Here is a 21,358-nt window from a genome sequence, read left to right on the forward strand (position 1 = left end):
GTAAGCCGACTTACGGACTGGCCAGTAACTCAGTTACATGGAGAGCGAGTTGATGAAGTCCTCGAAGTGGGCGCGGTTGACGGTGACAACTGCTCCGCCGGGGTTCTTGGAGTCACGGATCGCGACGCAGGGGGCACCGGCAGCGACCTCTACGCAGTCACCGCCGTTGGTGCTGCTGAAGGACGACTTGCGCCACTCCACCGTGCCGATGGGGGCGCACTCCACGCACTCACCGCCGTTAGTGCTGCTGTAGCTCGACTTCCGCCACGTCTGTCGGCCGGTCCCCATAACGTTCCTCCATCACGCGCGCGATCAGGTCGGCTGAGTCCTCCACCGAGAGGGCGCAGGCTTGCAAGCGAGCATATCCAACCGAACGCTCCTTGATGACTTCTGGGTTGGCGGTCATGTGGCCCTGGTCGTAGCCCTCGGAGTAGTGGATGTCGGGGTCGTCGTCGAAGCGCAGAAGGGTGAAGGAGCCCAACAATCCGGTGTGCACGCCCACAGAGAATGGGATCACCTGGATGTTCACCCAGGGGTTGGCACGAAAGCTCACCAGACGGGCGAGCTGCTTGCGCATGACCTCATGGCCGCCGACCTCGCGGTACAGCACGGCCTCGTCGAGGACGACCCACACGGCGGGCGGCTGCTCCTTGTCCAGAATGCGCTGCCGTTCCATGCGCGCCGCGACCAACTCCTCGACGCGCTCCGGTGCTTCGACGGCCACCAGTGCGCCCGCGTACTCCGGCGTCTGGAGAAGGCCGTAGATCACCTGGCACTGATACGTGGAGATGTACGCGGCCTTCCCCTCCATCTCCGCGAACGCCTGGAACCAGTTGGGGAGTTGGCTGCGCAGAACCATGCCGATCATGCGGGTGAAGGACCCGTCCGTCATGAACGCGGCGTCGAGGCGTTCGGAGAAGTTCCGGGTCGGGACCTTCTGGGCCGTCTCGATCTGCCCGATGAGCGAGCCGGTGCAGTAGAGGATCTTGCCGAGGCCCTCCAGCGTGAGACCCGCCGCCTCCCTCAAACGACGGCATTCGTAGCCGAAGTAGTCCAACGGGGATGCGCTCGGGTCGAGTTGGCGAACGTGGACCATGCGACAGTCACCTCCGAGTAGTTACCGGCCTGTCGCCGAGAGTAACTACTTGACGCCGCCTGGGTGATGAGAATCACGAACTCTCCATAACGCTCGTAACGTACGGTGGAGAAATGTCCCCTTTGGTCAAGATCAGCGACTCGTACGCGCCGCGCTTCGCGGAGTTCGCGTTCGAGCCCGCCTTCGTGGCCGCCGTGGACCAGCACGTGGCTGAACTGCGCGAACGCCTCGCTGCGGGCGGCCCGGATCTTTCGCCCCCGCCACCGGACCGCGCCGACCTCACGGACTACGCGCTCGGGTTCCTGGACGCGCTCGCGGAACTGGACTGGCGCGAGCCGGTCGGCCACGACTACGCGGTGTGCAGGCTGACCGCCATCAGCTGGCTCGTGCACCGGCACGGGCTGCTCCCCGAGCAGCGCCACGGTGACTGAAAAAGGGTTTCCGGTGACTCAACTCGCCCTGAAGCCCTTCCCGTTGCGCACTCCGACCCTCTAAGTTAGGCACGCATTAAGCGTGTTTAATTCGCTACTGTCGCTGCTGTTGCCGTCGCTGTCACTGTCGTTGCGAGGTAGGTATGTCCGCGCGTTACGTCAGAGGATTCTGCGCCGCCGTCATCGCTGTCGCCGCCCTGATCGGAGCGGCGAACGCGAGCCCGGCCAAAGCGGCCGAGCCCGGTCCGGCCCACGAGGCCACGCGGGTTCTGCATCTCCACGCGGCCCCGTAGGGCTGCCCACGGATCTCCGCGGATCTCTACAGATCCGCGCAGGTCACATGCCTGACGACCCCGGCATGCCCGACGACCCGGGCATGTCCCGTCGTCCGTCCGTGCCCATGTCCGTCCCCATGTCCGTGCGCTCGCGCACCGGCTGGTTGGTCATCGCGTCCTGGCGGCCCGACTGGTAGGCGGTGAGGCTGCCCCGGGCGTTGGTGGTCTCGCGCTCGGCGGCCATCAGCATGCGTTCCATGCGCTGGCGCATCGGGGTGATCATGCCGCCGCCGACGCCGACGATCAGGATGCCGGCCGCGGTCGCGAGGGCCGCGTAGAGCACCGGCTGGGTGACCGAGGTGGCGATGCCCGCCTGGCCGAGGGCCGCGATCACGCCGAGCGCCATGATGCAGGCCCAGACGACGGTCGCGAGCATCTTGCCGTACGACATGGACGAGAGGGCGCTGCCCACGATGCCCCGGACCGCGTTGGCGATGGCCATCGCGACGACCACCAGGACGACGGCGACGATGCCGCGCGGGAGCCAGGCGACGATGCCGTTGATCATCGTGCTGACCGGGTTGGAGCCGAAGACGCCGAGCGCGAGCTGGAGGGTGATCAGCATCAGCGCGTAGTACACGATCTTGCAGACGATGCCGGTCATGTCGTACTTGGAGTCCCTCAAGTACCGTTCCGTACCGGCCCGTTCGGAGAGTTTCTCCGAGCCGACCTTGCGCAGCACCCGGTCCAGGACGCGGGCGATCATCTTCGACACGAACCAGCCGATGGCCAGGATGACCAGGAAGCCGATGAGTTTCGGCACGAACTGCGCGACCTTCGACCAGGCGTCGTTCAGCCCCTGGGTGAAGTTGATGGCGAGGGTGGCTTCGGGAACAGCCATGAGCGGCACTTCCTTCGGTGGGTCCTAGTGGGTACTACCGGCCCCCTTGTTTCGTATCCATCAGTGGATCAGTGCCGCGCGGGCGTGGCCGCGTGAGCTGGGCCGTACGGGTGAGTGGCATCCGGCCCGCATACGCTGCCCCCGTGACCACTTCCCCCGCCGCGCGCATTGCTCTGGAGCTCACCGCCGACCTCCCGGTCCCCGACCTGGAGGACCTCTACCGGGACCTGCACCGACACCCCGAGCTGTCGGGCCGCGAACACCGCACCGCCACGAAGCTCGCCGAGCGCCTCACCGAGGCGGGCTACGACACCGTCGAGGGCATCGGCGGCACCGGTGTCGCCGCGGTGCTCCGCAACGGCGACGGCCCGACCGTGCTGCTGCGCGCCGACATGGACGCGCTGCCGGTGCAGGAGGAGACCGGGCTGTCGTACGCCTCCTCGGTCCCCGGTGTGATGCACGCCTGCGGGCACGACCTGCACGTGACCTGGCTGGCCGGTGCCGCGCGGGCGCTGGCCGCCGGGCGGGACGCCTGGTCGGGGACGCTGGTGCTGGTGGGGCAGCCCGCGGAGGAGACGGGTTCCGGCGCGGCGGCGATGGTGGCCGACGGCCTGTACGAGCGCGTCCCGCGGCCGGACGTGCTGCTCGCCCAGCACGCGGCGCCGGGACCGGCCGGGTTCTACCCGCACGTGCCCGGCCTGATCATGTCGGCCTCGACGGACATCGACATCGTCGTCCACGGTCTCGGCGGTCACGGCTCACGCCCCGAGGCGACGGTCGACCCGGTCGTCACCGCCGCATACCTGGTCACCCGCCTGCAGACGGTCGTGTCCCGGGAGATCGCGGCCCGCGATTCGGCCGTCCTGACCGTGGGCCGTATCGAGGCGGGCACCCGGCACAACATCATCCCGACCGAGGCCCGGATCTCCCTCAACCTGCGCACCCAGTCCGACGACGTGCGGGAGCGGATGATCGCCGCGATCCGCCGTATCGCGTCCGGCGAATGCCTCGCCGCGGGCTGCCCGCGCGAGCCCGAGGTGACCATCGGCACCAGCCTCCCGACGATGGTCAACGACGCGGACACCGACCGCCGGATCGGCGCCGTGCACACCGAGGTGCTCGGCGCGGGCACGGTCTTCGACCCCGGCCCGGCGACGGGCAGCGAGGACTTTCCCCTGCTGGTCCCCGAGGGCGTCCCGTACTCCTACTGGTTCGTGACGAGCACTCCGGCGGACGTGTGGGACGCGGCGCCCGGCACGGACCTGATGGAGAAGTTCCATGCCGTGCCCAGCAACCACAGCCCGAACTTCGCGCCCGACCTGGTGACCGTCGCGCCGGGCGTGCGGACCCTGGTGTCGGGCGCGCTGGCCTTTCTTACCGGCTGACTCAGTTGGGCAGAGCCTTCTTCAGCGCGGTGTCCAGCCTCTTCGCCAGTGTCGCGTCGCTCGGCGGGTCGTCCCGGAACAGGGGGCCCAGCTGTGCGGTGAAGGTCTGTGTGAACGCGCCGTAGAGCGGGGTGCGCGGGCGCTGAACCGCCCTGCGCAGTGCGGGGAGCAGGGTGGTGCGGGCGTACGCGGGGCGGCCGGCCGCGTCGCGGGGCATGCGGTCGGTGGTCTCGCCGGTGGGGGAGGCGGACGGCGTCGGGGCGGTGCCGACGCCGCAGGTCACGTTGTTGTCCTGGTAGGCGGAGGTGCGGGTGGCCGCGAACCCCGCGTCCAGCAGGCAGCGTTCGCTCTGCCTGCCGGTGAGGTACTTGATCAGCTCGGCCGCCTTGGCCGCCCGCCCGGACGACTCGGTCACCGCGAGGTTCTGCCCGCCGAGCACCGCACGTCCCGGCAGCGGGGCGACCCCGAGCTGGTTCGCGGCGAACGACTGGTGGAGGGTGCGGTAGGCGTACGGCCACTGCCGCAGGAACTCCGTCCGGCCGTCCGCGAAGTCGCCGAGCGAGTCGGCCTCGTCGGACTTGAAGGCGTCCGGGAGGGTGTACGAGGGGTCGGTGCGGCTGCGGAGTTCGGCGATCCCGGCCGTCAACTTCCCTACGGAGGCGTCGTAGTGGCCGTTGTCGTCGGTCAACTCGAAGTTCGGGTCCGCCGACGCGAACGCCTCGATCGCGTTGACCGTGCGGCCCTCGTAGGCGCCCAGCTGGGTGGTCCAGCCGGCGACGTCGGGCAGGGCCTGCTTGACGGCGCGGCTCAGTTCCTGGAGCCGGGCCCAGCTGATGCCCTGGTTCAGGTCGGGCTGCGAGACGCGGGCCTTCTTCAGGAGATCGGTACGGTAGTAGAGCAGTCCGACATCGCTGTTGAAGGGCGCCGCGTACACCTTGCCGTCCCAACGGGCCGTGTCCGCGACGGACTTGATGACATCGGCGTCGACCGTGCCGTCGGGCAGCGGGCGGACGAGGTGCGCGGCGGCGAACTCCGGTACCCAGGTGACGTCCAGGTTGACCACGTCGTAGTCGGCGCTCCCGGACTGGAGGGCGCCGAGGAGCTGGCTGCGCTGTTCGTCGGCATTGCCGGGGAGTTCGACCAGCCGGGCCCGGTAGCCCGAACCCGCCTTCTGCTGCTGCCTGTTCCAGGCGTCGATGAGCTGCTCGCGGATGCCGCTCTTGCCGGTGACGTCCCGGCCGCTGGCCACCACGATCTCGCCCGGCCCCTCGTCGGCGGCCGGCCCGGCCGAGGTGTGGCCGCCGGTGCAGCCGGCGAGCAGCAGCAGGGTCAGCAGTGCCGCGTACCGCCGTCGGGCCATCAGTCCTCCCCCGTTCCGGTGCGCGCGACCTCGTCGTGCAGGCCCGCGCCGAGGTCCGTGTCGGCGTCCAGGCAACGGCCGCCGCTCGCACCGGAGATCCGCTCGTCCGGCTTGCCCTTGTCGCAGCCGCCGCCCACCAGCGACACCATGGCCACCGGCACCTTCACCGACCGCGCCTTCGTCAGTACGGCGTCCAGTCTCGCGCCGGTGAGCCGGTTGTCGTCCTCGTCGTCGGTGACGTAGACGATCAGCCGGGGCCGGTCGTCGTCGGCGCCGCGCTCGGCCATGTAGTCGAGGGCGGCGAGCAGCGCGGTGTGCGGGTCGGCCTGGGCGTCCTGGACTCTGATCTTGTCGATGGCTCTCTCGGCGGTGTCGCGCTTGTGCGGGCCGAAGGGGAGCACCGCCTTGTACGGCGCGTGGGTGTCCAGCCCGGAGACGCCCCACACCCCGTAGTCGTCCTGGCCGCTGAGTCCGCCGAGGGACTGCTTCACCAGGCCGGGGCCGCCGCTCGGGCCGTCCCAGAGGGCGCCCATCGAACCGGAGTCGTCGATCAGGAAGAGCACGCGGCCGGGGCCGTCGGCGTCGCGGTAGCCGGTGAGCGCGGCGTCCATGGCCTGGTGCTCGACGTCACTGGTCGGCAGGTCCGCCGGGGTGGGGTCCACGCCGGTGCCGGGCGAGCGGGGGTCCAGCAGGTCGCGGTCGCCGCCGGCCGAGCGGAAGCCGTCCGCCGCGAACACGGCCCGGCCGCCGCTCCCGGCGAGCCACCGGTGGAAGTCGTCGGCCGCCGTGTCCCGCGCCTCCCGGTCCCGGTCCGCGCCCTGCCAGCCGACGCGGACGAAGGCCGGTTCGATACCGGCCGTGTCGTCCGGGTACTCGGCGACCCGGGCCACCCGGGTCGCGCGGTCGCAGCCGACCCCGCTCTTCAGCAGGAACTCGGGGACCAGGGCGGCGGTTCGGCGGTCCACGGTCGAGTCGTCGGGCAGCGTGCACAGCAGGTCGGCGGCCGTGGGCGCGGGCGGCCCCGGCGAGCGCACCAGGCCTTCCGCGCTGCCCGCGTCCGCCCCGTGGTAGAGCCCCATGGTCGCGAGGAGTGCCGCGTCGGTGAACTCCGGGTCGGGGCGGCTCACTTCGGCGTCCGGGGCCCGCCCGCGCAGCACGGTGACGAGTTCGTTCAGCCGCAGCCCGGTCCCCGAACTTCCCTCGGCCGCAAGGCCCTTGGGCACGGCGAGCACCAGCGGCGAATAGGCGAGCGGCTTGGCGTCCGAGGTCAGCGCGACGACGGAGTCGATGTCCTGGTGGGCGGTCACCCGGGCGGTGTCGGCGACCGAGGCCGGGATCCAGATGTCCGGCTGCGGGCCGATGTCGCGCTGCGGGTCGGTGTCCTCGCCGCTGGGTTCCTGCCAGGCGTCCGACTGGCGCTGGAGCGCGGTGACGACATCGGCGGAGCCCGCGCTGTAGACGGTGATGCCGCTGCGGCGGCAGCCGTCGCCGGTGGTGTTCGCGTCCGAGGTGAGATAGGCGTCGGCGGCCGAACGGACGGTGGACTCCAGATCGGGGTCGGTCAGCACCCGCAGTTCGAGCGGCGGACCGCACGAGGGCGTGGCGGCGGCGAGGGTGTAGATGCCGTACGACCCGAGTCCCAGGGCGGCGAGGGCCAGCACCAGGGTGATCCGGGTCGCGGTCCGCGGCAGCGTCCCCCACCGCCCGAACCACCCGGCGACGACACCGCCGCACCCCCGCAGCACGCCGAGCAGCGCGTCCCGGCCCCGCCGTAACGCGGACGGCCCGCGCTCGGGACCGGCGGCCCTCCGCACCGGAGGATCAGGCCGCTCCCCCCGCACCGGCCGGGCCGACAGCAGCACGTCCTCCTCGGGCTCCCACCGCCCGCGCGGCTCCCAGGGGTCACCGCGCACGGTCCTGTACCCGTCCCGGCGCATCAACTCCCTCACCTGTCGGGAGAGTTCGACGAACCGCACCTCGCCGTCGCGGTCAAGGAGCCGGACGAGCCGCTCGGTGAACGGCGTCGGGCCCGTGCCGTCGCCCGCGTCGATCCGGTGGTTGGCCTGCACGCTCAGCTGGAGCAGCACACGGCGCTTGTCGCGGAAGTTCTCCCAGATCCAGCCGGCGTTCCCGGCGAAGCAGCAGTCGAGGACCACCACGATCCGCTCGGCACGGCCGGCGGCCAGCATGGTCAGCATCGTGGTGACCATCTCCGCGCCCGGGAACACCGCCTGGCCGCCCGCGACCACGCTCGCGTTGCGCATCTGGAGGAACAGTTCGTCCCCCGCCGCGGTGATCGCGCCGTGCCCGGCGAAGTACACCAGGAGCAGTCCCTCGGCCTCCTGGGCGGCGGTGCGCAGCGCCCGGTCGAAGTCGTCCAGCGTCGGCGACCGCAGCACCCGCACCTCGTGGTCGCCGAACACCCGGCCCCTGGGCAGCACGTCCCGCAGCAGGTTCAGGTTGTGCTTGACGGCCGGGAGATCACCGGGCACACCGAACGGCGGCACGGTGGTGTCGTACTCCGAGACGCCGACGAGCAGCGCCCGGTTGACCTTCCCCCGCGGGTCGAAGTCGGACACCGGGCTACCCGTTGCCGTCGGAGGACACCACGTCCACGTCCACCTGCGGCGGCTCTCCGTGCTCGACTTCCCGACGGTTGTCCCGCCAGGCCACGACGGCCCGTCTGATCTCCTGCACGAGCTGGTTGAAAACAGGCGCGGCAGCCGAGCTGACGAGCGCCACCACGATCTCCGAGCCGACCCCCATCGGCGCCCCGGGCTCGATCTCGCTCGACCGCGCCTCACTGATCCGCAGGGCGCCCGCGCGCACCCGCTCCTCCAGCGGTTCCTCCCGCGCCAGCCACGCCATCAGCGCGCCGACATCACGCGCGTCCGCGGTTCCGTCCAGCCGTAAGCGAATTCTTTGGTCGGCCACGCCATCCCCCTCAGCCCTGACGCACCATCATGGCACCGCCGTTGACTCCAGGGGAGGGAGATGCGGGGAGCTTCACGAGTCTTCACGAGGTGAGCGGCTGTGACTCCAACTGCCCCAGCTGCTTCCGCACATGATCCAGAGCACCCTTTCGCCGCCCCGGCACGAGCCCCCTCAACTCGGCCAGCGCGAGACCGAGTTCACGGGCGGGAACGGGATCATGAATCCGCCCCCACTGATGATGGGCTCGATCCACAGCGGCTTCGACGGCAACGGTCCCAGACGCCTGCCCCGCCGCGAGCCGAGCCCCCGCCACCGCGAGCCAGGCCCGACAGCTCCGCACCGGATCCCCCGCCAACATCGCCAGATCGGCCCGCACTTCGATCCAGTGCAGCGCTTCTTCGGAACCCCGGCCGTGCGCCCGCACAGCGGCTTGCTCGTGCTCGGCGGCGAGGGCGTCGGCGTCGGCGTGCCGACCGGCTTGGACGGCATCCGTGATGGCGCCATGGGGGTCGGCATTCTGATGCCGGCCCGGGTTGTCTCGATTCAGGCCGACATCGGTCAACCCGTCTGGGGGTCCCCCCTCTGGGGGAGTTCGAGGACGATGCCCCTTCAGGGCCGATGGGGGTCTGGGGGCGTAGCCCCCAGGGATGCCCGCCCCAACGCTCCCCGGCGCCGCAAGCACCACGTCCGCATACCCCTCCGCCCCCAGCCGCCCAACCGCCTGCTGATGCAACTGGTCCACCGGCGGACGCCACCCGCTGCGCAGGATCGTCGCGACCGCCTTCATGTACGAGGGGACAGCCACGCTGCGCCGAGCGGGAGGCGGGGCGACCCGACCGTAAACCGCGTTCGTGCGGCCGGAGTCGAGTGGGTGGGCCCGCAGCCACTGCCAGGTCTCCGCATCCGTGTGCAGGTCGAGCAGCAACGTCGTCGTCCCGGGTGCGCGCAGGCGCAACTCCTCCCGGAACCAGGCCCAGGGGAACGCGGTGTAGCGGACGGTCGCCGGGGTCGTACGGGCCAGAGCCAGGTGCGGAAGGTGCTGTTTCCGGTCGAGTTGGAGCTGGCCGGTGACGAACACGGTCAACGGACCCGGTGCCGTGGCGGCGGCCCGCAGCCGGGTCAACACGGCCTGCGGCTCCAGCGGGTCGGCGAGTTCGACAACGTTTGCGGTGTCCGTGCCGGACAGGACGGCGGGGTCGACGGCCGCGAGGACGGGGAGTACGGAGGCCGCGTCCACCAGCCGGCCCCTGCCGACCGGCGAGGCCGCGAGCAGCAGCACCGTTCCAGGCATACGCCCACCCCCGAACCGTCGAACACAGCGATCACGTCATTCACTTCGTACCTCAGCACCGTAACCTCTGCCCAACCTCTGCTGCTGCAAAGGGTGATGTCAGGACCGCCGTACCGCGAAGACCGTGGTGTCGTCGGCGAGATGCCCGCCGCTGTGCCGCAGGGTGCCGTCACGGACGTAGGCGACGAGGCGGGACGGTTCCGCGATGCCCGGACCGGCCGAAACGCCTTCCGCGACGCGGGACTTGAGCGGGTAGAAGACGCCCGCCCCGTCCCGCGCCTCCGTCACCCCGTCGGTGACCACGAGCAGGGTCTCACCGCGCGCGAGGCTGATCCGGAGCGTCGGCGGCGGCCCGTCCATGCGGGCCAACTCGCCCAGTCCCAGCGGGAGTCCGTGCCCTGGCGGCAGGGACCGTACCCCGTGCGGGCCGACCACCAGCGGGGGTTCGTGACCGAAGTTGACGACCTCGACGGTGTCCGGTTCGCCGACGGGGAAGCTCAGCAGGATGGCTGTCGCGAACCGGTCGATGCGGTCGTCGTCCTCGCGGTCGAGCGCGGCGAGATGCAGCCCGTGCCGGTGGATCCGGGTCTCCAGCCGCGCGGCGACCGTCGCGAGCTCCCGCTCGTGGTACCCCGCTTCGCGGAACGTGCCGAGCAGCGCCGCCGCCGCCTCCACCGCGTTGAGCCCCTTGCCCTGGACGTCACCGACCAGGGCGCGGGTGCCGTGCGGGCCGGGCTGGATGTCGTAGAAGTCGCCGCCGACCCGGGCGAAGGCGTCCGCGGCGAGGTAGACGGCCGCGTGGTCGAGGCCGCCCCAGCCCGGCGGCAGCGGGCGCAGCAGCGTACGGCGGGTGGTCTCGGCGACGTCCCGCATCCGCAGCATGCGGCGCTCGCCGCGGACCCGGACCACACAGGCCAGGACGGCGAGGGCGCCGCCGACGCCGACGAGGATGAAGTCGGGCAGCCCGGTCTGGTACTGGCGCGGCCAGGCGTGGTCGGCGAGGACGTAGGTGGCGAGGCCGAGCACCGCGAACACGGCCGTGCCCCGCACCCCGCAGATCGCCGCGGCGATCCCGGGCACGAGCACGATCCACGAGACGGTCCGGAACTCGCCGCCGGTCCACCAGTCGACCACCAGGATGCTGATGAGCACCAGCAGCGGCGGTATCCAGGCGACGCTCCGCCCGCGCACCCGCAGCAGATGCTGCCGCCGGATCGCGTCCGGGTCCCCGGCGCGGGGCAGCCGGTCGAGCGGGGAGCGCCCGGAGTCGCCGTGGCGCACCAGCCTGAACCCCGTTCCACGACGGCGCACGACCGTTAGTACGCGACCGACATCCGGCCGCGCGGGTGGGCGGGCCGCTCCAGCTCGTCGACGAAGGCGACCGCGTAGTCCTCGGCGCTGATGAAGCTGCGGCCCTCGTCGTCGGTCATGAACTGGTCGCCGTCGACACGGAAGCGGCCGGTGCGGGCGCCGGGGGCGATCTCGGCGGCGGGGGAGACGTACGTCCAGTCAAGACCGTCGTCGAGGCCGTCGTCGAGCGCGCGGTAGTAGGCGAGGACGTCGCGGTGGGCGCGCGCCTCCGGGAGGTAGGCCTCGGGGAAGCCGGGCTGGTCGCTGAGGGCCTGCCCGGGGGCGACCTCCAGGCCGCCGGCGCCGCCGACCACCAGGAGCCGCCCGACACCGGCCGCGCGGACGCCCGCCACGAGCGCCTCGTTCAGGGCGAGGAAGGGGCCGCGCGGGTCGCTGCCGTCACGCGGCGCCGCGCACGCGGAGGCGACCGCGTCGGCGCCGCGCGCGACCTCGGCCACCTTCGCCGGGTCCGTCGCGTCGGCCGCCGCGGCGGTGATCCCGGGGGCGGGCGACCGGCCGGAGCGGCTGACCGCCAGGACCTGGTGGCCGCGGGCCGACGCCTCCGTCGCGATCCGGCCGCCGACCATGCCGGTGGCGCCGAAGAGTACGAGCTTCATGCGCCCCAGCGAAACACGCTGCAACGGAGGCCGCACGCCGACTTGCCACCGCCTCCGCCGGGGTGTGCATTGGTAGTACGGGGAGAGAGAGGAGTGCTCTCATGGCTCATGCGGCACCCACGCCCGGCGGAATGACCGGCCCGGGCACCATCGGCGGCCCGAGCGGAACGACCGGCCGGGGCACATTCACCAGCAACCTGCCCGACATCTTCGACGCACGCGTCCACCGCGTGGCGAAGATCGCGATCCCGGTCGTCCTGGGACTCGTCTACGGCTACTGGGCGGCGGCCAACCGTCGCAGCGGTGGCCCCATCACCGGCTGGAACCTCCTGTTCGGCTTCGTCACGGCGCTCGCGTTCATCGTGCTGTGCCTGGCGGTGGCCCGGTTCGCGCCGCTGCTCAAGCGCGAACTGCACTCGCTGGTCAAGTCCGGCTTCGCGGGCGCGGCACTCGGCTTCCTCTACAGCCAGACCGGCGAGAGCGTGCTGCGCTCCGCGGCCATCGGTCTGGCGACCACGGCGGCCGTCTTCCTCGTCTTCTTCTACCGCTACTACACACGCGAGGACGGAGAGGGCAACCGCATCCGCTGACCCGACACGGCAGCAACACGTGGGCCCCGGCACCGAATTGGTGCCGGGGCCCACATCCGTTCCCGCTACGATCCCTTCGCCACGGCCGCTCTAGGGCGCCCAGCTCCAGATGCCGCCGCCGGTCGACGAACCGGAGGCGCTCCAGCTCCAGGAGCCCGAGGCGCTCGACCCGGAGGCCGACGTGCTCCACGAGGACGAGCTGTTGTCGTTGTTCCAGCCGGAGTTGTCGCCGCCCCAGTTGGAGTTGTTTCCGCCGTCCTTCCAGCCCGGACACGGGTCCGAGCAGGACGGCACGCCCTGGCCGCCGGTGTCGACGAACGCGGCGCTGGCCCAGGCCTGCGCGCCGACGAGCCAGTACCAGTCGGGGTTTCCGTTGACGCTCTGTCCCCTGACCACGCATTGGACGCGGTCCTGACTGCCGGGTGAGAGCGCGTCGACGACGGGTGAGTGGGTGGTGGGCGACTCCCGCACGTTCAGTTCCGTGCGGGACACGATGGTGCCCCAGATCGGACTGCCGCCACCGCCACCACCGCCATGTCCTTCGGCGTACGTGGTCGGTGCTGCCGCTGCCGTGGTGCCCGCCGCCGCGACGGCGAGAGTGCCACCGGTGAGCAGGGCCGCGGCCAGAGTCCGCAGGGCCGGAGTGGTGCGCATGTTCGGCCTCCTTCTCCCCAGCTCCAGGAAACACCCGTTCGGGTGAAGCCTCCACCCGAGAGCGGACTCCCCAGTTCCGCCAAGGGTTCCGGGGCCACCCCCACCCATTCGGTTTGACATCTAACCCATATGCAGTCAAAAAACCCCAACCCGCTCGCACACGACGCCCCCCGGCCGTGTCCTGAGGAGGTGCCCCCACCTCTCCGGAGCGCCCTGTCGGCCGTCCTCGTCGCCCTCTCCTGCCTCCTCACGCCCTTCGGCGCGCTGGCGGCCTGGGCGGCGTACGGCCTGACCGACTCCGGCCGCTACGTCACGACGATGGCGCCCCTCGCCGCCGACCCGGCCGTACGGGACGCGATCGCGGACACGGTCGGCGCGGGCATCCTGCGCGAGGTGCGGATCGGCGGGATCCAGGTCGGCGGAGCCAGGGTCGGCGGGGTCCGGATGAGCGCGACCCAGGGCGTGATGGCGCCGTTCGTGCACGACGCGGTCCGCTCGTTCACGAAGACCGCGGCCTTCCGCGTGGCCTGGGACGAGGGCAACCGGGTCACGCACGACGCCGTCCTGAACGCCCTGCGGGACGAGGGACGGTCCGGCACCGTCACCGTCGACCTCGCCCCCGTCACCGCCAGCGTCAAACACCAACTCGCCCACGAGAACCTCCCGTTGGCGAACAACATCCCCGTCCAGCACACCCGGGTCGAGGTTCTCCCGGCCGGTGAACTGGGCCCGCTCCGGAGGGAGTTCCACGTGCTTGAGGTCGCCGGCTTCTGGCTCCCCGTGGCCGCCGCCGTCTTCGCCGTCACCGGCATCGCCGTCGCCGTGCGCCGCCGCCGCGCGATCACCGCGACCGCGCTCGGCACGGCCCTCGGCGGCGCGCTGCTCGGCCTCGCGCTCGCGATCGGCCGCCACTTCACCGTCGCCGACCTGCCGGCCGAGCTCTCCGGCGCGGCGGGCGGCGCGATCTACGACGCCCTGACCGCGACCCTGCGCAAGGTCGCCTGGCTGCTGCTGGGCGTGGGCCTGACGGTGGCCGCGCTGGCCTGGCTCACCCGATACGCCCGCCCCGTACGGGAGTTCCTGCTCCTGCGCCTGCTGCGAGAGAGGCGAGCGTCCGCAACGCCCGCCGCAGATCGGGCACAGCAGCCGACGCAAGCCCAAGTCTGACCGCGTCCGGGGTCACCTTCGGATCGACGCCGAAGGCGGTCCCGGGCGTGACGGCGATCCCGTGCGCCGCCGCGGCGGCGGTGAAGGTGTCGGCCCGCCACGGCGCGGGCAGCTCCCACCAGGCGTAATAGGCGAGCGGATCGGCCCGTACGGCGAACCCGCCCAACTCCTCGCCCACCAGCCGCTGTCGGGCCGCCGCGTCCGCCCGCTTGGCCGCGACCAGCCGCCCCACGGTCCCGTCCCCCATCCACCGCACCCCCGCCTCCAGCGCGAACCGCCCCGCACTCCACCCACCCGACCGGATCGCGGAACCCACGGCCTCGACCCGCCCCTCCGGCACGACCAGAAATCCGACGGTGAGCCCCGGCGCGACCCGCTTCGACAGCCCGTCCACGACATGCACGAGCCCGGGCGCGTAGGCGGCGAGCGGCGCGGGGGAGTCCGGATGAAGGAACGACCAGATCCGGTCCTCGACGACGGGCAGCCCCAACTCCCGCACGACATCGGCGATCTCCCGCTTCCGCGCCTCGCTCGTCGTCACGGAGGTCGGATTGTGGAGCGTCGGCTGGAGATAGAGCGCGGAGAGGGAAGCGGTCCGATGCGCGGCCCGCACCGACTCCGGACGCGGCCCGTCCCCGTCCGCCTCCAACGCGACCAGCGTGACCCCGAGCCGCCCCGCGATCTCCCTGACCAGCGGATACGTCAACGGCTCGACCCCGACCCGGCCGCCCGGCCGGACGAGGGAGGCGAGGGTCGCGGCGATGGCCTGCCGGGCGTTGCCGCTGAAGAGGATCCGGTCGGGGGCGGGCCGCCAGGTGGGGGTGGCCAGCAGATCGGCCGTGGCCTCGCGCGCTGCCGCGGTGCCGGTCGTGGCCGCCGGGCGCAGGGCCTCGGTCAGTACGTCCGGGCGGAGCAGCGGCGCGAGGGCGGGGGCCAGCAGCTCCGACTGGCCGGGCGCGGAGGGGTAGTTGAGCTCCAGGTTCACCGGGGCGCTGGTCGCCGCCTCGACGATCGCCTGCCCGTACGGCCCCGCCGCCGCGGCCCGCACGAAGGTGCCGCGGCCGACCTCCCCCACCACCAGCCCCCGGCGCCCGAGTTCGGCGTAGACCCGCCCGGCCGTCGACCCGGCGATCCCGCGCTGCCGGGCGAACACCCGCTGCGGGGGCAGCTGTTGACCCGGCCGGAGCCGTCCGGAGGCGATGTCGTCCGCGACACGGTCGGCGATGCGCCGGTAGTCGCCCATGGAGCCACCCTCTCTACGTCTCTCGTCCTGACACATTGCACCGAGAGCAAAGATTTTATTGCACCGAGGAGTCGGGCGGACCTAGGGTCGATCACATGCCACCCCTTACTTCCCCATATCTCCCCCTTGTCCTCATCCACGGCCACCCCTTCGACCACACGATGTGGACCCCGCAGACCGAGGCGTTCGCCCCCGCTCGCCGGGTCGTCGCCCCCGACCTGCGCGGCTACGGCAGCTCTCCCGCGCCCTTCACCGTCACCCGTTTCTCGGACTTCACCACCGACATCGAGGCCCTGCTGGACGAGCTGGAGGTCGAGACATTCGTGCTGGCCGGACTGTCGATGGGCGGCCAGATCGCGATGGACTGCTACGCCCGGTTCGGCGACCGCGTCCGGGGTCTCGTCCTCGCCGACACCTTTCCGTCGGCGGACACCCCGGAGGCCGCTCGTACCCGCGAGGCGACGGCCGACCGTCTCCTCCGCGAGGGCATGCGCGGTTACGCCGACGAGGTGCTGGAGCGGATGGTGGCGCCGTCCGCTGACCCGCAGGTCAAGGCGCACGTCCACCGCATGATGACGGCCACCGACCCCGGGTCCGCCGCGGCGGCCCTGCGCGCCCGTGCCCAACGCCCCGACTACCGCGACCTGTTGACCCGGGTGACGGTCCCGGCCCTGGTGGTCGTGGGCGCCGACGACACCTACACCCCCGTCTCCGACGCGGAGGCGATGCACGCGGCGCTCCCCGACTCCACGCTCCGGGTGATCGAGGGCGCGGCGCATCTGCCGAATCTCGAACGCCCGAAGGAGTTCAACGAGATGCTGGGGGAGTTCCTGGCACACGTGGGATGATTCGGACATCTACGTCCACCGGCGGAAGGTAACCCCTTGGGCACCGCGACCACCGAGTGGACCGCCGCCGACTTCGTGCCCGAACGCCATCGCACGCGCCGCTTCTGGCGATGGTGCGCCGGGCTGCTGTTCACCGGCGTGAGCGTGGTCGTCGGCTGCCGTACGGCGGACACGGACGCCATCACTCCCGTCCCCCAACTCCTCGCGTTCCTGCCCTGGTTGCTGGCCCCGACCGGCGCCGGCCTGTTCCTCTCCCTCTTCAGCCGCTGGCGACTGGGCCTGGTCTGGGGGGTCGCGCTGCTGGGTCTGCTGGCGTGGTTCATCGAGCCGTACGGGAAGAGCGGGGACCCGAGCGGCCCGGCGATCGCCGAGTTCCGCGTCCTGACCTCGAACGTGGAGTTCGGGCAGGGGACGGGCGCCCTGGTGCCGGTGATCCGCCGGGAGCGGCCGGACGTGGTGTTCGTGGAGGAGTGCGAGTACACCTGCCAGGCCACGCTGCGAAAGGAGTTCGGCACCGAGTTCCCGTACCGGCAGGCGGTGGCGGCGGCCGGCTCGCACGGGTCGGTGATCCTGAGCCGCTTCCCGCTCAAGGGCACGAAGGGCGTCACCGGCACGATGGGCATGCCGGGCGCGGTGGCCGACGTGGCCGGTCATTCCGTACGGCTCCAACTGGCGCACCCCATGCCCCCGTTGCCGAACCAGGTCGGTCTCTGGCGCCGCGAGCTGGGCAGGCTCCGCACCTTCGCCGCCGCCGATCCCACCACCCCCACCGTCCTGGCCGGAGACTTCAACTCCTCCCAGGACCACGCGGCCTTCCGCCGCATCCTGGACACCGGTCTGCGCGACGCGGCCCGCATGGCCGGGCACCCCCGCACCCCCAGCTGGCCGGAGAGGTTCGCCCCCACCTTCGGCACCCAGATCGACCACGTCCTGCTGTCCCCGGACTTCTCCGCGAACAGCGCCCGATTCCTCGACATCGCCGACACCGACCACCGCTCCCTGCTGGTCGACATCACACTTCACCAGCACGAATAAGGAGAGGGGCCGCTCATAATGGGCGCATGTCCCGCGAGTTCCCCATCGGCCTCACACCCCCCGACTGGCTGGTGAGGAACCTCCAACCCCAGCAGGCCCCCCTCAACTGGCCGGCCATCGCCCGCGCCGCCATCGCGATGTCCCTCCCCTTCACCATCGGCCTGGCCGTCGGACAACCGGCCTACGGCGCCCTCGCCTCCATGGGCGCCCTCTCCGGCGTCATCGGCGACACCGCCGACGCGTACCGCATGCGCATCCTCAACATCGCGATCCCCCAGCTCTTCGGCGCGATCGGCGTCACACTCGGCTCCGCGGTCTACGGCCACGGCTGGTACGCGGTCGCCGCGCTCACCGGCATCGCGCTCGTCTCCGGGATGATCTCGACGATCGGCGCGGTGGCCTCCGTATCGGGCCTGCTCCTGCTCCTCAACTCGGTGATCGGCGCGGGACTTCCGCTCCCCGGCGCATGGTGGCTGGCCCCCGCCCTGATGTCCGGCGGCGGCCTCCTGGTCCTCCTCCTGGCCCTGCTGGCCTGGCCGTTGCGCTCCGGCGTCCCGGAACGATCGGCGGTGGCGAACACCTACCGCGCCGTCGCCGACCTCCTCGCGACGTGCGGCGACGACCCGACGGCGGCCTACGACGCGGCCCGCCAGGCCGTCACCCAGTCCCTGAACCAGTCGTACGACCTGGTCCTGGCCCGCCGCGCCCGCGCCCACGGCCGCAGCCCCGAACTCACCCGCCTGCTGGCCCAGTTGAACGCCATCACGCCCGTGGTCGAGGCAGCCCCCGCGGTCCACCAGTCCGGCCGGCCCCTCCCACCCGAGATCCGCGAGGCGGTCCGCCACCTGGCCCACGCCGTGGAGACGGGCTACACCGGCCCGATAGGCCTCGACCTCCCCACCCCGACCGGCGAGACCACCCGCGCGGTCGACCACGCCCTGCGCCACGCGGCGGAGGTGGTCACCGCCCCGGACGTCGACCCGAGGGGCATCGACGACCGCCTGGGCCGCCCGGCGGCACTGCGCATCCGCACGGCGAGGGCGGCGCGGAACGTGTTGCTGTCCTCGGGCTCCTGGCGCTACGGCCTGCGCCTGGCGGTCTGCATCGGCCTGGCACAGGTGCTGGTGTCGTCCCTCCCCGTCCCGCGCTCGTACTGGGTGGCCCTGACCATCACCTTCGTCATGAAGCCCGACTTCGGCTCGGTCTTCTCCCGGGCGCTGCTGCGCGCGCTCGGCACGGTGGCGGGACTGGTGATCGCGGCGGCGGTGCTGTCGGCGGTACCGAGGGGTTGGTGGGACGTCCTGGTCCTCCTCGTCCTGGCCCCGCTGATCCCGGCCCTGACCCCGCGCGGCTACGGCTACCAGACGATGGCGATCACCCCGGTGATCCTGCTCCTCTCCGACGTCCTGAACCACCAGGGCACGGCACTGCTGCTCCCCCGCCTGGTGGACTCCCTGATCGGCTGCGGGATCGCGCTGGTGGCCGGTTATCTCCTCTGGCCGGAGAGCTGGCACACGCGGGTGGGGGACCGGTTGGCGGAGGCGGTGGCGGACACGGCGGGGTATGTGGAGTCGGCGTTCGGCACAACCACCCCCGTGGCGGCGGAGGCGGACCCGGCGGCCCGTGCCCGCATGCGCCGCCGTCTCTACCGCGATCTGTCCGTCATCCGTACGGAGTTCCAGCGCGCCCTCACCGAACCCCCGCCCACCGGCCGCCTCGCCGCCGGCTGGCTCCCGCTGGTCGTGGCCGTGGAGCGGATCGTCGACGCGACGACGGCGGCGCGGGTACGGGTGAAGCACGGAGCACCACCGCCGTCCCCGGCCGAGGTGACCCAAGTAGTGCTACAGCTCCGGGAGTTGGCGGCGGGCGTACGCGAGTCGGAGGTGCTGGTGGAGGTCCGTACGGATCTGACGGGCCCGGTGGAGAGTGTGCTGGAGCCGTTGCGGCAGGAGGTGGCGGCGGCACGGGCGATCGCGTCGCCGCACTGAGGCACCGAACGGAGGGACAGAACCCAGGCACAAACAGGCAGGTGAACGGGTGAGCGAAGTGGTGGCTGAAACAGGGGGTGTTGACGAGACGCGTCTCATGCGCCTCGCCCATGCCTAAGATCGCCGTCCGAGGCCGCTAACCTTACGTGTCCGTCCTGGCCAGGGATTGACGGCTTCAACTCACGCGAAGGGTTGCGCACATGGGCATTCTCACTCTCCTGCGGAATGCGTTCGGCAGGTCACGCAAGGAGCGTGCCGCCGAGACAGAGAGTGCGGAACGCACTCCTTCGCAAGAGCAGCAGACCACGGTAGCCGCGGAACCGGACGCGAAGCTCCCGTCCCCCTCCACGGAACCCGACCTCACCTCGCCCCCGAAGCAGTCACCCACGGCAACGGCCACGGTCCCGGAACCCCGCCCGTCCTCCACCCTGGACGACGACGAGCACGAACTCGTGGCCCTGGCCTTCGACAACGTCTCCGTCCCGAAGCCGGCGACGTCGGTTGAGGGAGCGGAGGGTACCGGGGGTGCGGGCGAGCGGGAGCCGGGGGGGACGACGGAGGTTGTCGCCGAGCCGACGGTTGAGGTTGTTGGGGAGCCGGCGGCCGAGGTTGTTGCTGAGCCCGTGACCGAGGTGGCCGTTGAGCCGACGACGGAGGCTGTCGCCGAGCCGGCCCCTGAGGCTGTCGCCGAGCCGACGGGTGAGGTTGTCGCTGAGCCGGCGGCCGAGGTTGTTGCTGAGCCTGTGACCGAGGTCGCTGTTGAGCCGGTGACTGAGGTGACTGGTGAGCCGGTGACTGGGGCTGTTGCCGAGCCCGTGACCGGGGTTGCTGTTGAGCCGGTGACTGAGGCTGTTGTCGAGCCAGTGACCGAGGTCGTGGTTGAGCCGGTGACTGCGGGTGTTGTTGAGCCGGTCGCGGAGGCGGAGCCGGTTGTTGAGGCGAGGACTGAGGCAGAGCCTGAGCCTGTGGCTGAGGTGGCGCCGGAGGCAGGGGCCGAGGTTGAGCCGGTCGCGGAAGCCGAGTCGGTTGCCGAGGCTGAGGCGGGAGCCGCGCCTGCGGCCGAGGTAACGCCGGAAGCGGAGGCCGAGCCGAGCGCTGAGCCCCAGGTGGAAGCCGCGCCTGCGGTTGAGGCGACGCCGGAAGCGGAAGCTGAGCCGGTCGCGGAGGCCGAGCCCGAGGTCGAGCCGGAGGCACTCGCGGAGACCGCCCCCGAGGTGGAGCCGACCGTCGAGCCGGTGGCCGACGAGGTCGTCACCCCCGAACCCGTAGCGGAACCAGTCGCCGCGGACGCAGACGCAGACGTGGACGCGGCCGTACCCACCCCCCTTGCCGCGGTCGCCGACGGCGAGGACGCCCCACAGGGGCCACCCGCACCCGACGACGAGACCGTCACGGGCGGTGCGGGTGGGGAAATCATCGAGGCCGATGGCGCAGCCGAGGTCGTAGGGACCGGCTCCGCCGCACTCGCCCTCTCCAAGGCCAACCTCACCGGTACCCGAGCGAAGCTCTACCTCGTCCTCGACCGCTCCGCGAGCATGCGCCCGTACTACAAGGACGGTTCCGCCCAAGCCCTCGCCGACCAGACCCTCGCCCTCGCGACCCACCTGGACCCCGACCCCACCCCCACCGTCCACGTCGTCTTCTTCTCCACCGAGGTCGACGGCACGACCGACCTCACCCCCACCTCCCCCGAGAACGCGGTCGACGAGGCCCACGCAGGCCTCGGCCGCATGGGCCGCACCAGCTACCACGCCGCCGTAGAAGCCGTACTCACGCACTACGACAAGAACGCCACCCCCGGCACCCCCGCCCTCGTCGTCTTCCAGACGGACGGCGCCCCGGACGCGAAGACCCCGGCCACCCAGTCCCTCACGGACGCCGCGAAGTCCCACGCCTCCGTGTTCTTCTCGTTCGTCGCGTTCGGCGATCACGAGAACAAGGCCTTCGACTACCTCCGCAAGCTGAAGACCGACAACACGGCCTTCTTCCACGCGGGCCCGACCCCCCTGGAGCTCACGGACGCGGAGCTCTACGACGGCGTCCTGATCGACTGGCGCCCGTAACCCCAGAGCGGTACCCGCAGGACCATGTGCCGCCCGCTCCCACCCCGTAAAACGGGAGGCGGGCGGCACACCCATGTCGGCTACGATTTCAAGGTTCGCAAGACGCGTTCGCAAGACACGGAACGCACCA

At 71.7% G+C, this 21,358-nt stretch carries 19 protein-coding genes; 8 read left to right on the forward strand and 11 right to left on the reverse strand.

Features of this window, described 5'->3' with window-relative positions:
* Positions 1 to 33: 33 nt before the first annotated feature.
* Positions 34 to 225 carry a DUF397 domain-containing protein gene (locus tag OG226_RS25830; RefSeq protein ID WP_443066910.1) on the reverse strand — a complete coding sequence of 64 codons (192 nt, stop codon included), beginning with the start codon at positions 223 to 225 and terminating at the stop codon, positions 34 to 36.
* Between the two features lie 13 nt (positions 226 to 238).
* The gene (locus tag OG226_RS25835) at positions 239 to 1,096 is read right to left on the reverse strand and encodes a helix-turn-helix domain-containing protein (RefSeq protein ID WP_328681199.1); all 858 of its coding nucleotides are present in this window, start codon (positions 1,094 to 1,096) and stop codon (positions 239 to 241) included.
* Between the two features lie 113 nt (positions 1,097 to 1,209).
* Here OG226_RS25835 and OG226_RS25840 point away from each other — a divergent pair, with 113 nt between their 5' ends.
* On the forward strand, positions 1,210 to 1,527 hold the full coding sequence (locus OG226_RS25840; protein ID WP_328681197.1) for a DUF6401 family natural product biosynthesis protein: 318 nt from the start codon (positions 1,210 to 1,212) through the stop codon (positions 1,525 to 1,527).
* Between the two features lie 336 nt (positions 1,528 to 1,863).
* On the opposite strand, the gene OG226_RS25845 is transcribed toward OG226_RS25840, so the two are convergent.
* Entirely contained in the window at positions 1,864 to 2,703 is an 840-nt protein-coding gene (locus OG226_RS25845; protein ID WP_328681195.1) for a mechanosensitive ion channel family protein, read from the reverse strand.
* A 143-nt stretch (positions 2,704 to 2,846) separates the two neighbouring features.
* Here OG226_RS25845 and OG226_RS25850 point away from each other — a divergent pair, with 143 nt between their 5' ends.
* Positions 2,847 to 4,088 (forward strand): amidohydrolase, encoded by a 1,242-nt coding sequence (locus OG226_RS25850; protein WP_329350157.1) that lies wholly within the window; start codon positions 2,847 to 2,849, stop codon positions 4,086 to 4,088.
* Position 4,089: 1 nt separating this feature from the next.
* On the opposite strand, the gene OG226_RS25855 is transcribed toward OG226_RS25850, so the two are convergent.
* From OG226_RS25855 to OG226_RS25880, 6 genes are all read right to left on the reverse strand, one after another.
* Positions 4,090 to 5,448 (reverse strand): extracellular solute-binding protein, encoded by a 1,359-nt coding sequence (locus tag OG226_RS25855; RefSeq protein WP_328681191.1) that lies wholly within the window; start codon positions 5,446 to 5,448, stop codon positions 4,090 to 4,092.
* Complete coding sequence (locus tag OG226_RS25860; protein WP_329350158.1) at positions 5,448 to 8,027, reverse strand: substrate-binding domain-containing protein; 2,580 nt, start codon at positions 8,025 to 8,027, stop codon at positions 5,448 to 5,450. Before OG226_RS25860 ends, OG226_RS25855 begins: the two co-directional genes overlap by 1 nt.
* A gap of 4 nt (positions 8,028 to 8,031) precedes the next feature.
* A complete protein-coding gene (locus OG226_RS25865; protein WP_328681188.1) occupies positions 8,032 to 8,382 on the reverse strand; it encodes a hypothetical protein in 351 nt (116 codons plus the stop codon).
* An 82-nt stretch (positions 8,383 to 8,464) separates the two neighbouring features.
* Positions 8,465 to 9,673: a hypothetical protein gene (locus OG226_RS25870; RefSeq protein WP_329350159.1), complete on the reverse strand. Its 1,209-nt coding sequence runs from the start codon at positions 9,671 to 9,673 to the stop codon at positions 8,465 to 8,467.
* 99 nt (positions 9,674 to 9,772) lie between these two features.
* Positions 9,773 to 10,954 (reverse strand): PP2C family protein-serine/threonine phosphatase, encoded by a 1,182-nt coding sequence (locus OG226_RS25875; RefSeq protein WP_329353514.1) that lies wholly within the window; start codon positions 10,952 to 10,954, stop codon positions 9,773 to 9,775.
* A gap of 35 nt (positions 10,955 to 10,989) precedes the next feature.
* The gene (locus tag OG226_RS25880) at positions 10,990 to 11,640 is read right to left on the reverse strand and encodes an NAD(P)-dependent oxidoreductase (protein ID WP_328681184.1); all 651 of its coding nucleotides are present in this window, start codon (positions 11,638 to 11,640) and stop codon (positions 10,990 to 10,992) included.
* 101 nt (positions 11,641 to 11,741) lie between these two features.
* Here OG226_RS25880 and OG226_RS25885 point away from each other — a divergent pair, with 101 nt between their 5' ends.
* On the forward strand, positions 11,742 to 12,230 hold the full coding sequence (locus OG226_RS25885; protein ID WP_328681182.1) for a hypothetical protein: 489 nt from the start codon (positions 11,742 to 11,744) through the stop codon (positions 12,228 to 12,230).
* Positions 12,231 to 12,320: 90 nt separating this feature from the next.
* Here OG226_RS25885 and OG226_RS25890 read toward each other — a convergent pair whose 3' ends face one another.
* On the reverse strand, positions 12,321 to 12,884 hold the full coding sequence (locus OG226_RS25890; RefSeq protein WP_328681180.1) for an SH3 domain-containing protein: 564 nt from the start codon (positions 12,882 to 12,884) through the stop codon (positions 12,321 to 12,323).
* A gap of 189 nt (positions 12,885 to 13,073) precedes the next feature.
* Here OG226_RS25890 and OG226_RS25895 point away from each other — a divergent pair, with 189 nt between their 5' ends.
* Positions 13,074 to 14,051, forward strand: coding sequence for a hypothetical protein (locus tag OG226_RS25895; protein WP_328681178.1), 978 nt, complete (start codon positions 13,074 to 13,076; stop codon positions 14,049 to 14,051).
* On the opposite strand, the gene OG226_RS25900 is transcribed toward OG226_RS25895, so the two are convergent.
* Positions 13,933 to 15,294 (reverse strand): aminotransferase-like domain-containing protein, encoded by a 1,362-nt coding sequence (locus OG226_RS25900; protein ID WP_328681177.1) that lies wholly within the window; start codon positions 15,292 to 15,294, stop codon positions 13,933 to 13,935. The genes OG226_RS25895 and OG226_RS25900 overlap by 119 nt on opposite strands.
* A gap of 95 nt (positions 15,295 to 15,389) precedes the next feature.
* On the opposite strand from OG226_RS25900, the gene OG226_RS25905 reads away from it, so the two are divergent.
* The 4 genes from OG226_RS25905 (at position 15,390) to OG226_RS25920 (ending at position 21,228) form a co-directional block, all read left to right on the forward strand.
* Positions 15,390 to 16,142: an alpha/beta fold hydrolase gene (locus tag OG226_RS25905; protein WP_329350160.1), complete on the forward strand. Its 753-nt coding sequence runs from the start codon at positions 15,390 to 15,392 to the stop codon at positions 16,140 to 16,142.
* A 36-nt stretch (positions 16,143 to 16,178) separates the two neighbouring features.
* The gene (locus tag OG226_RS25910) at positions 16,179 to 17,177 is read left to right on the forward strand and encodes an endonuclease/exonuclease/phosphatase family protein (RefSeq protein WP_328681172.1); all 999 of its coding nucleotides are present in this window, start codon (positions 16,179 to 16,181) and stop codon (positions 17,175 to 17,177) included.
* 26 nt (positions 17,178 to 17,203) lie between these two features.
* Positions 17,204 to 19,165, forward strand: a complete 1,962-nt coding sequence (locus OG226_RS25915) for an FUSC family protein (protein ID WP_329350161.1) — start codon at positions 17,204 to 17,206, stop codon at positions 19,163 to 19,165.
* Between the two features lie 200 nt (positions 19,166 to 19,365).
* Positions 19,366 to 21,228 carry a VWA domain-containing protein gene (locus tag OG226_RS25920; RefSeq protein ID WP_329350162.1) on the forward strand — a complete coding sequence of 621 codons (1,863 nt, stop codon included), beginning with the start codon at positions 19,366 to 19,368 and terminating at the stop codon, positions 21,226 to 21,228.
* The last annotated feature ends 130 nt before the right edge of the window (positions 21,229 to 21,358 follow it).

Origin of the sequence: Streptomyces sp. NBC_01261 (assembly GCF_036226385.1) — a bacterium.
Taxonomy (GTDB): Bacteria; Actinomycetota; Actinomycetes; order Streptomycetales; family Streptomycetaceae; genus Streptomyces.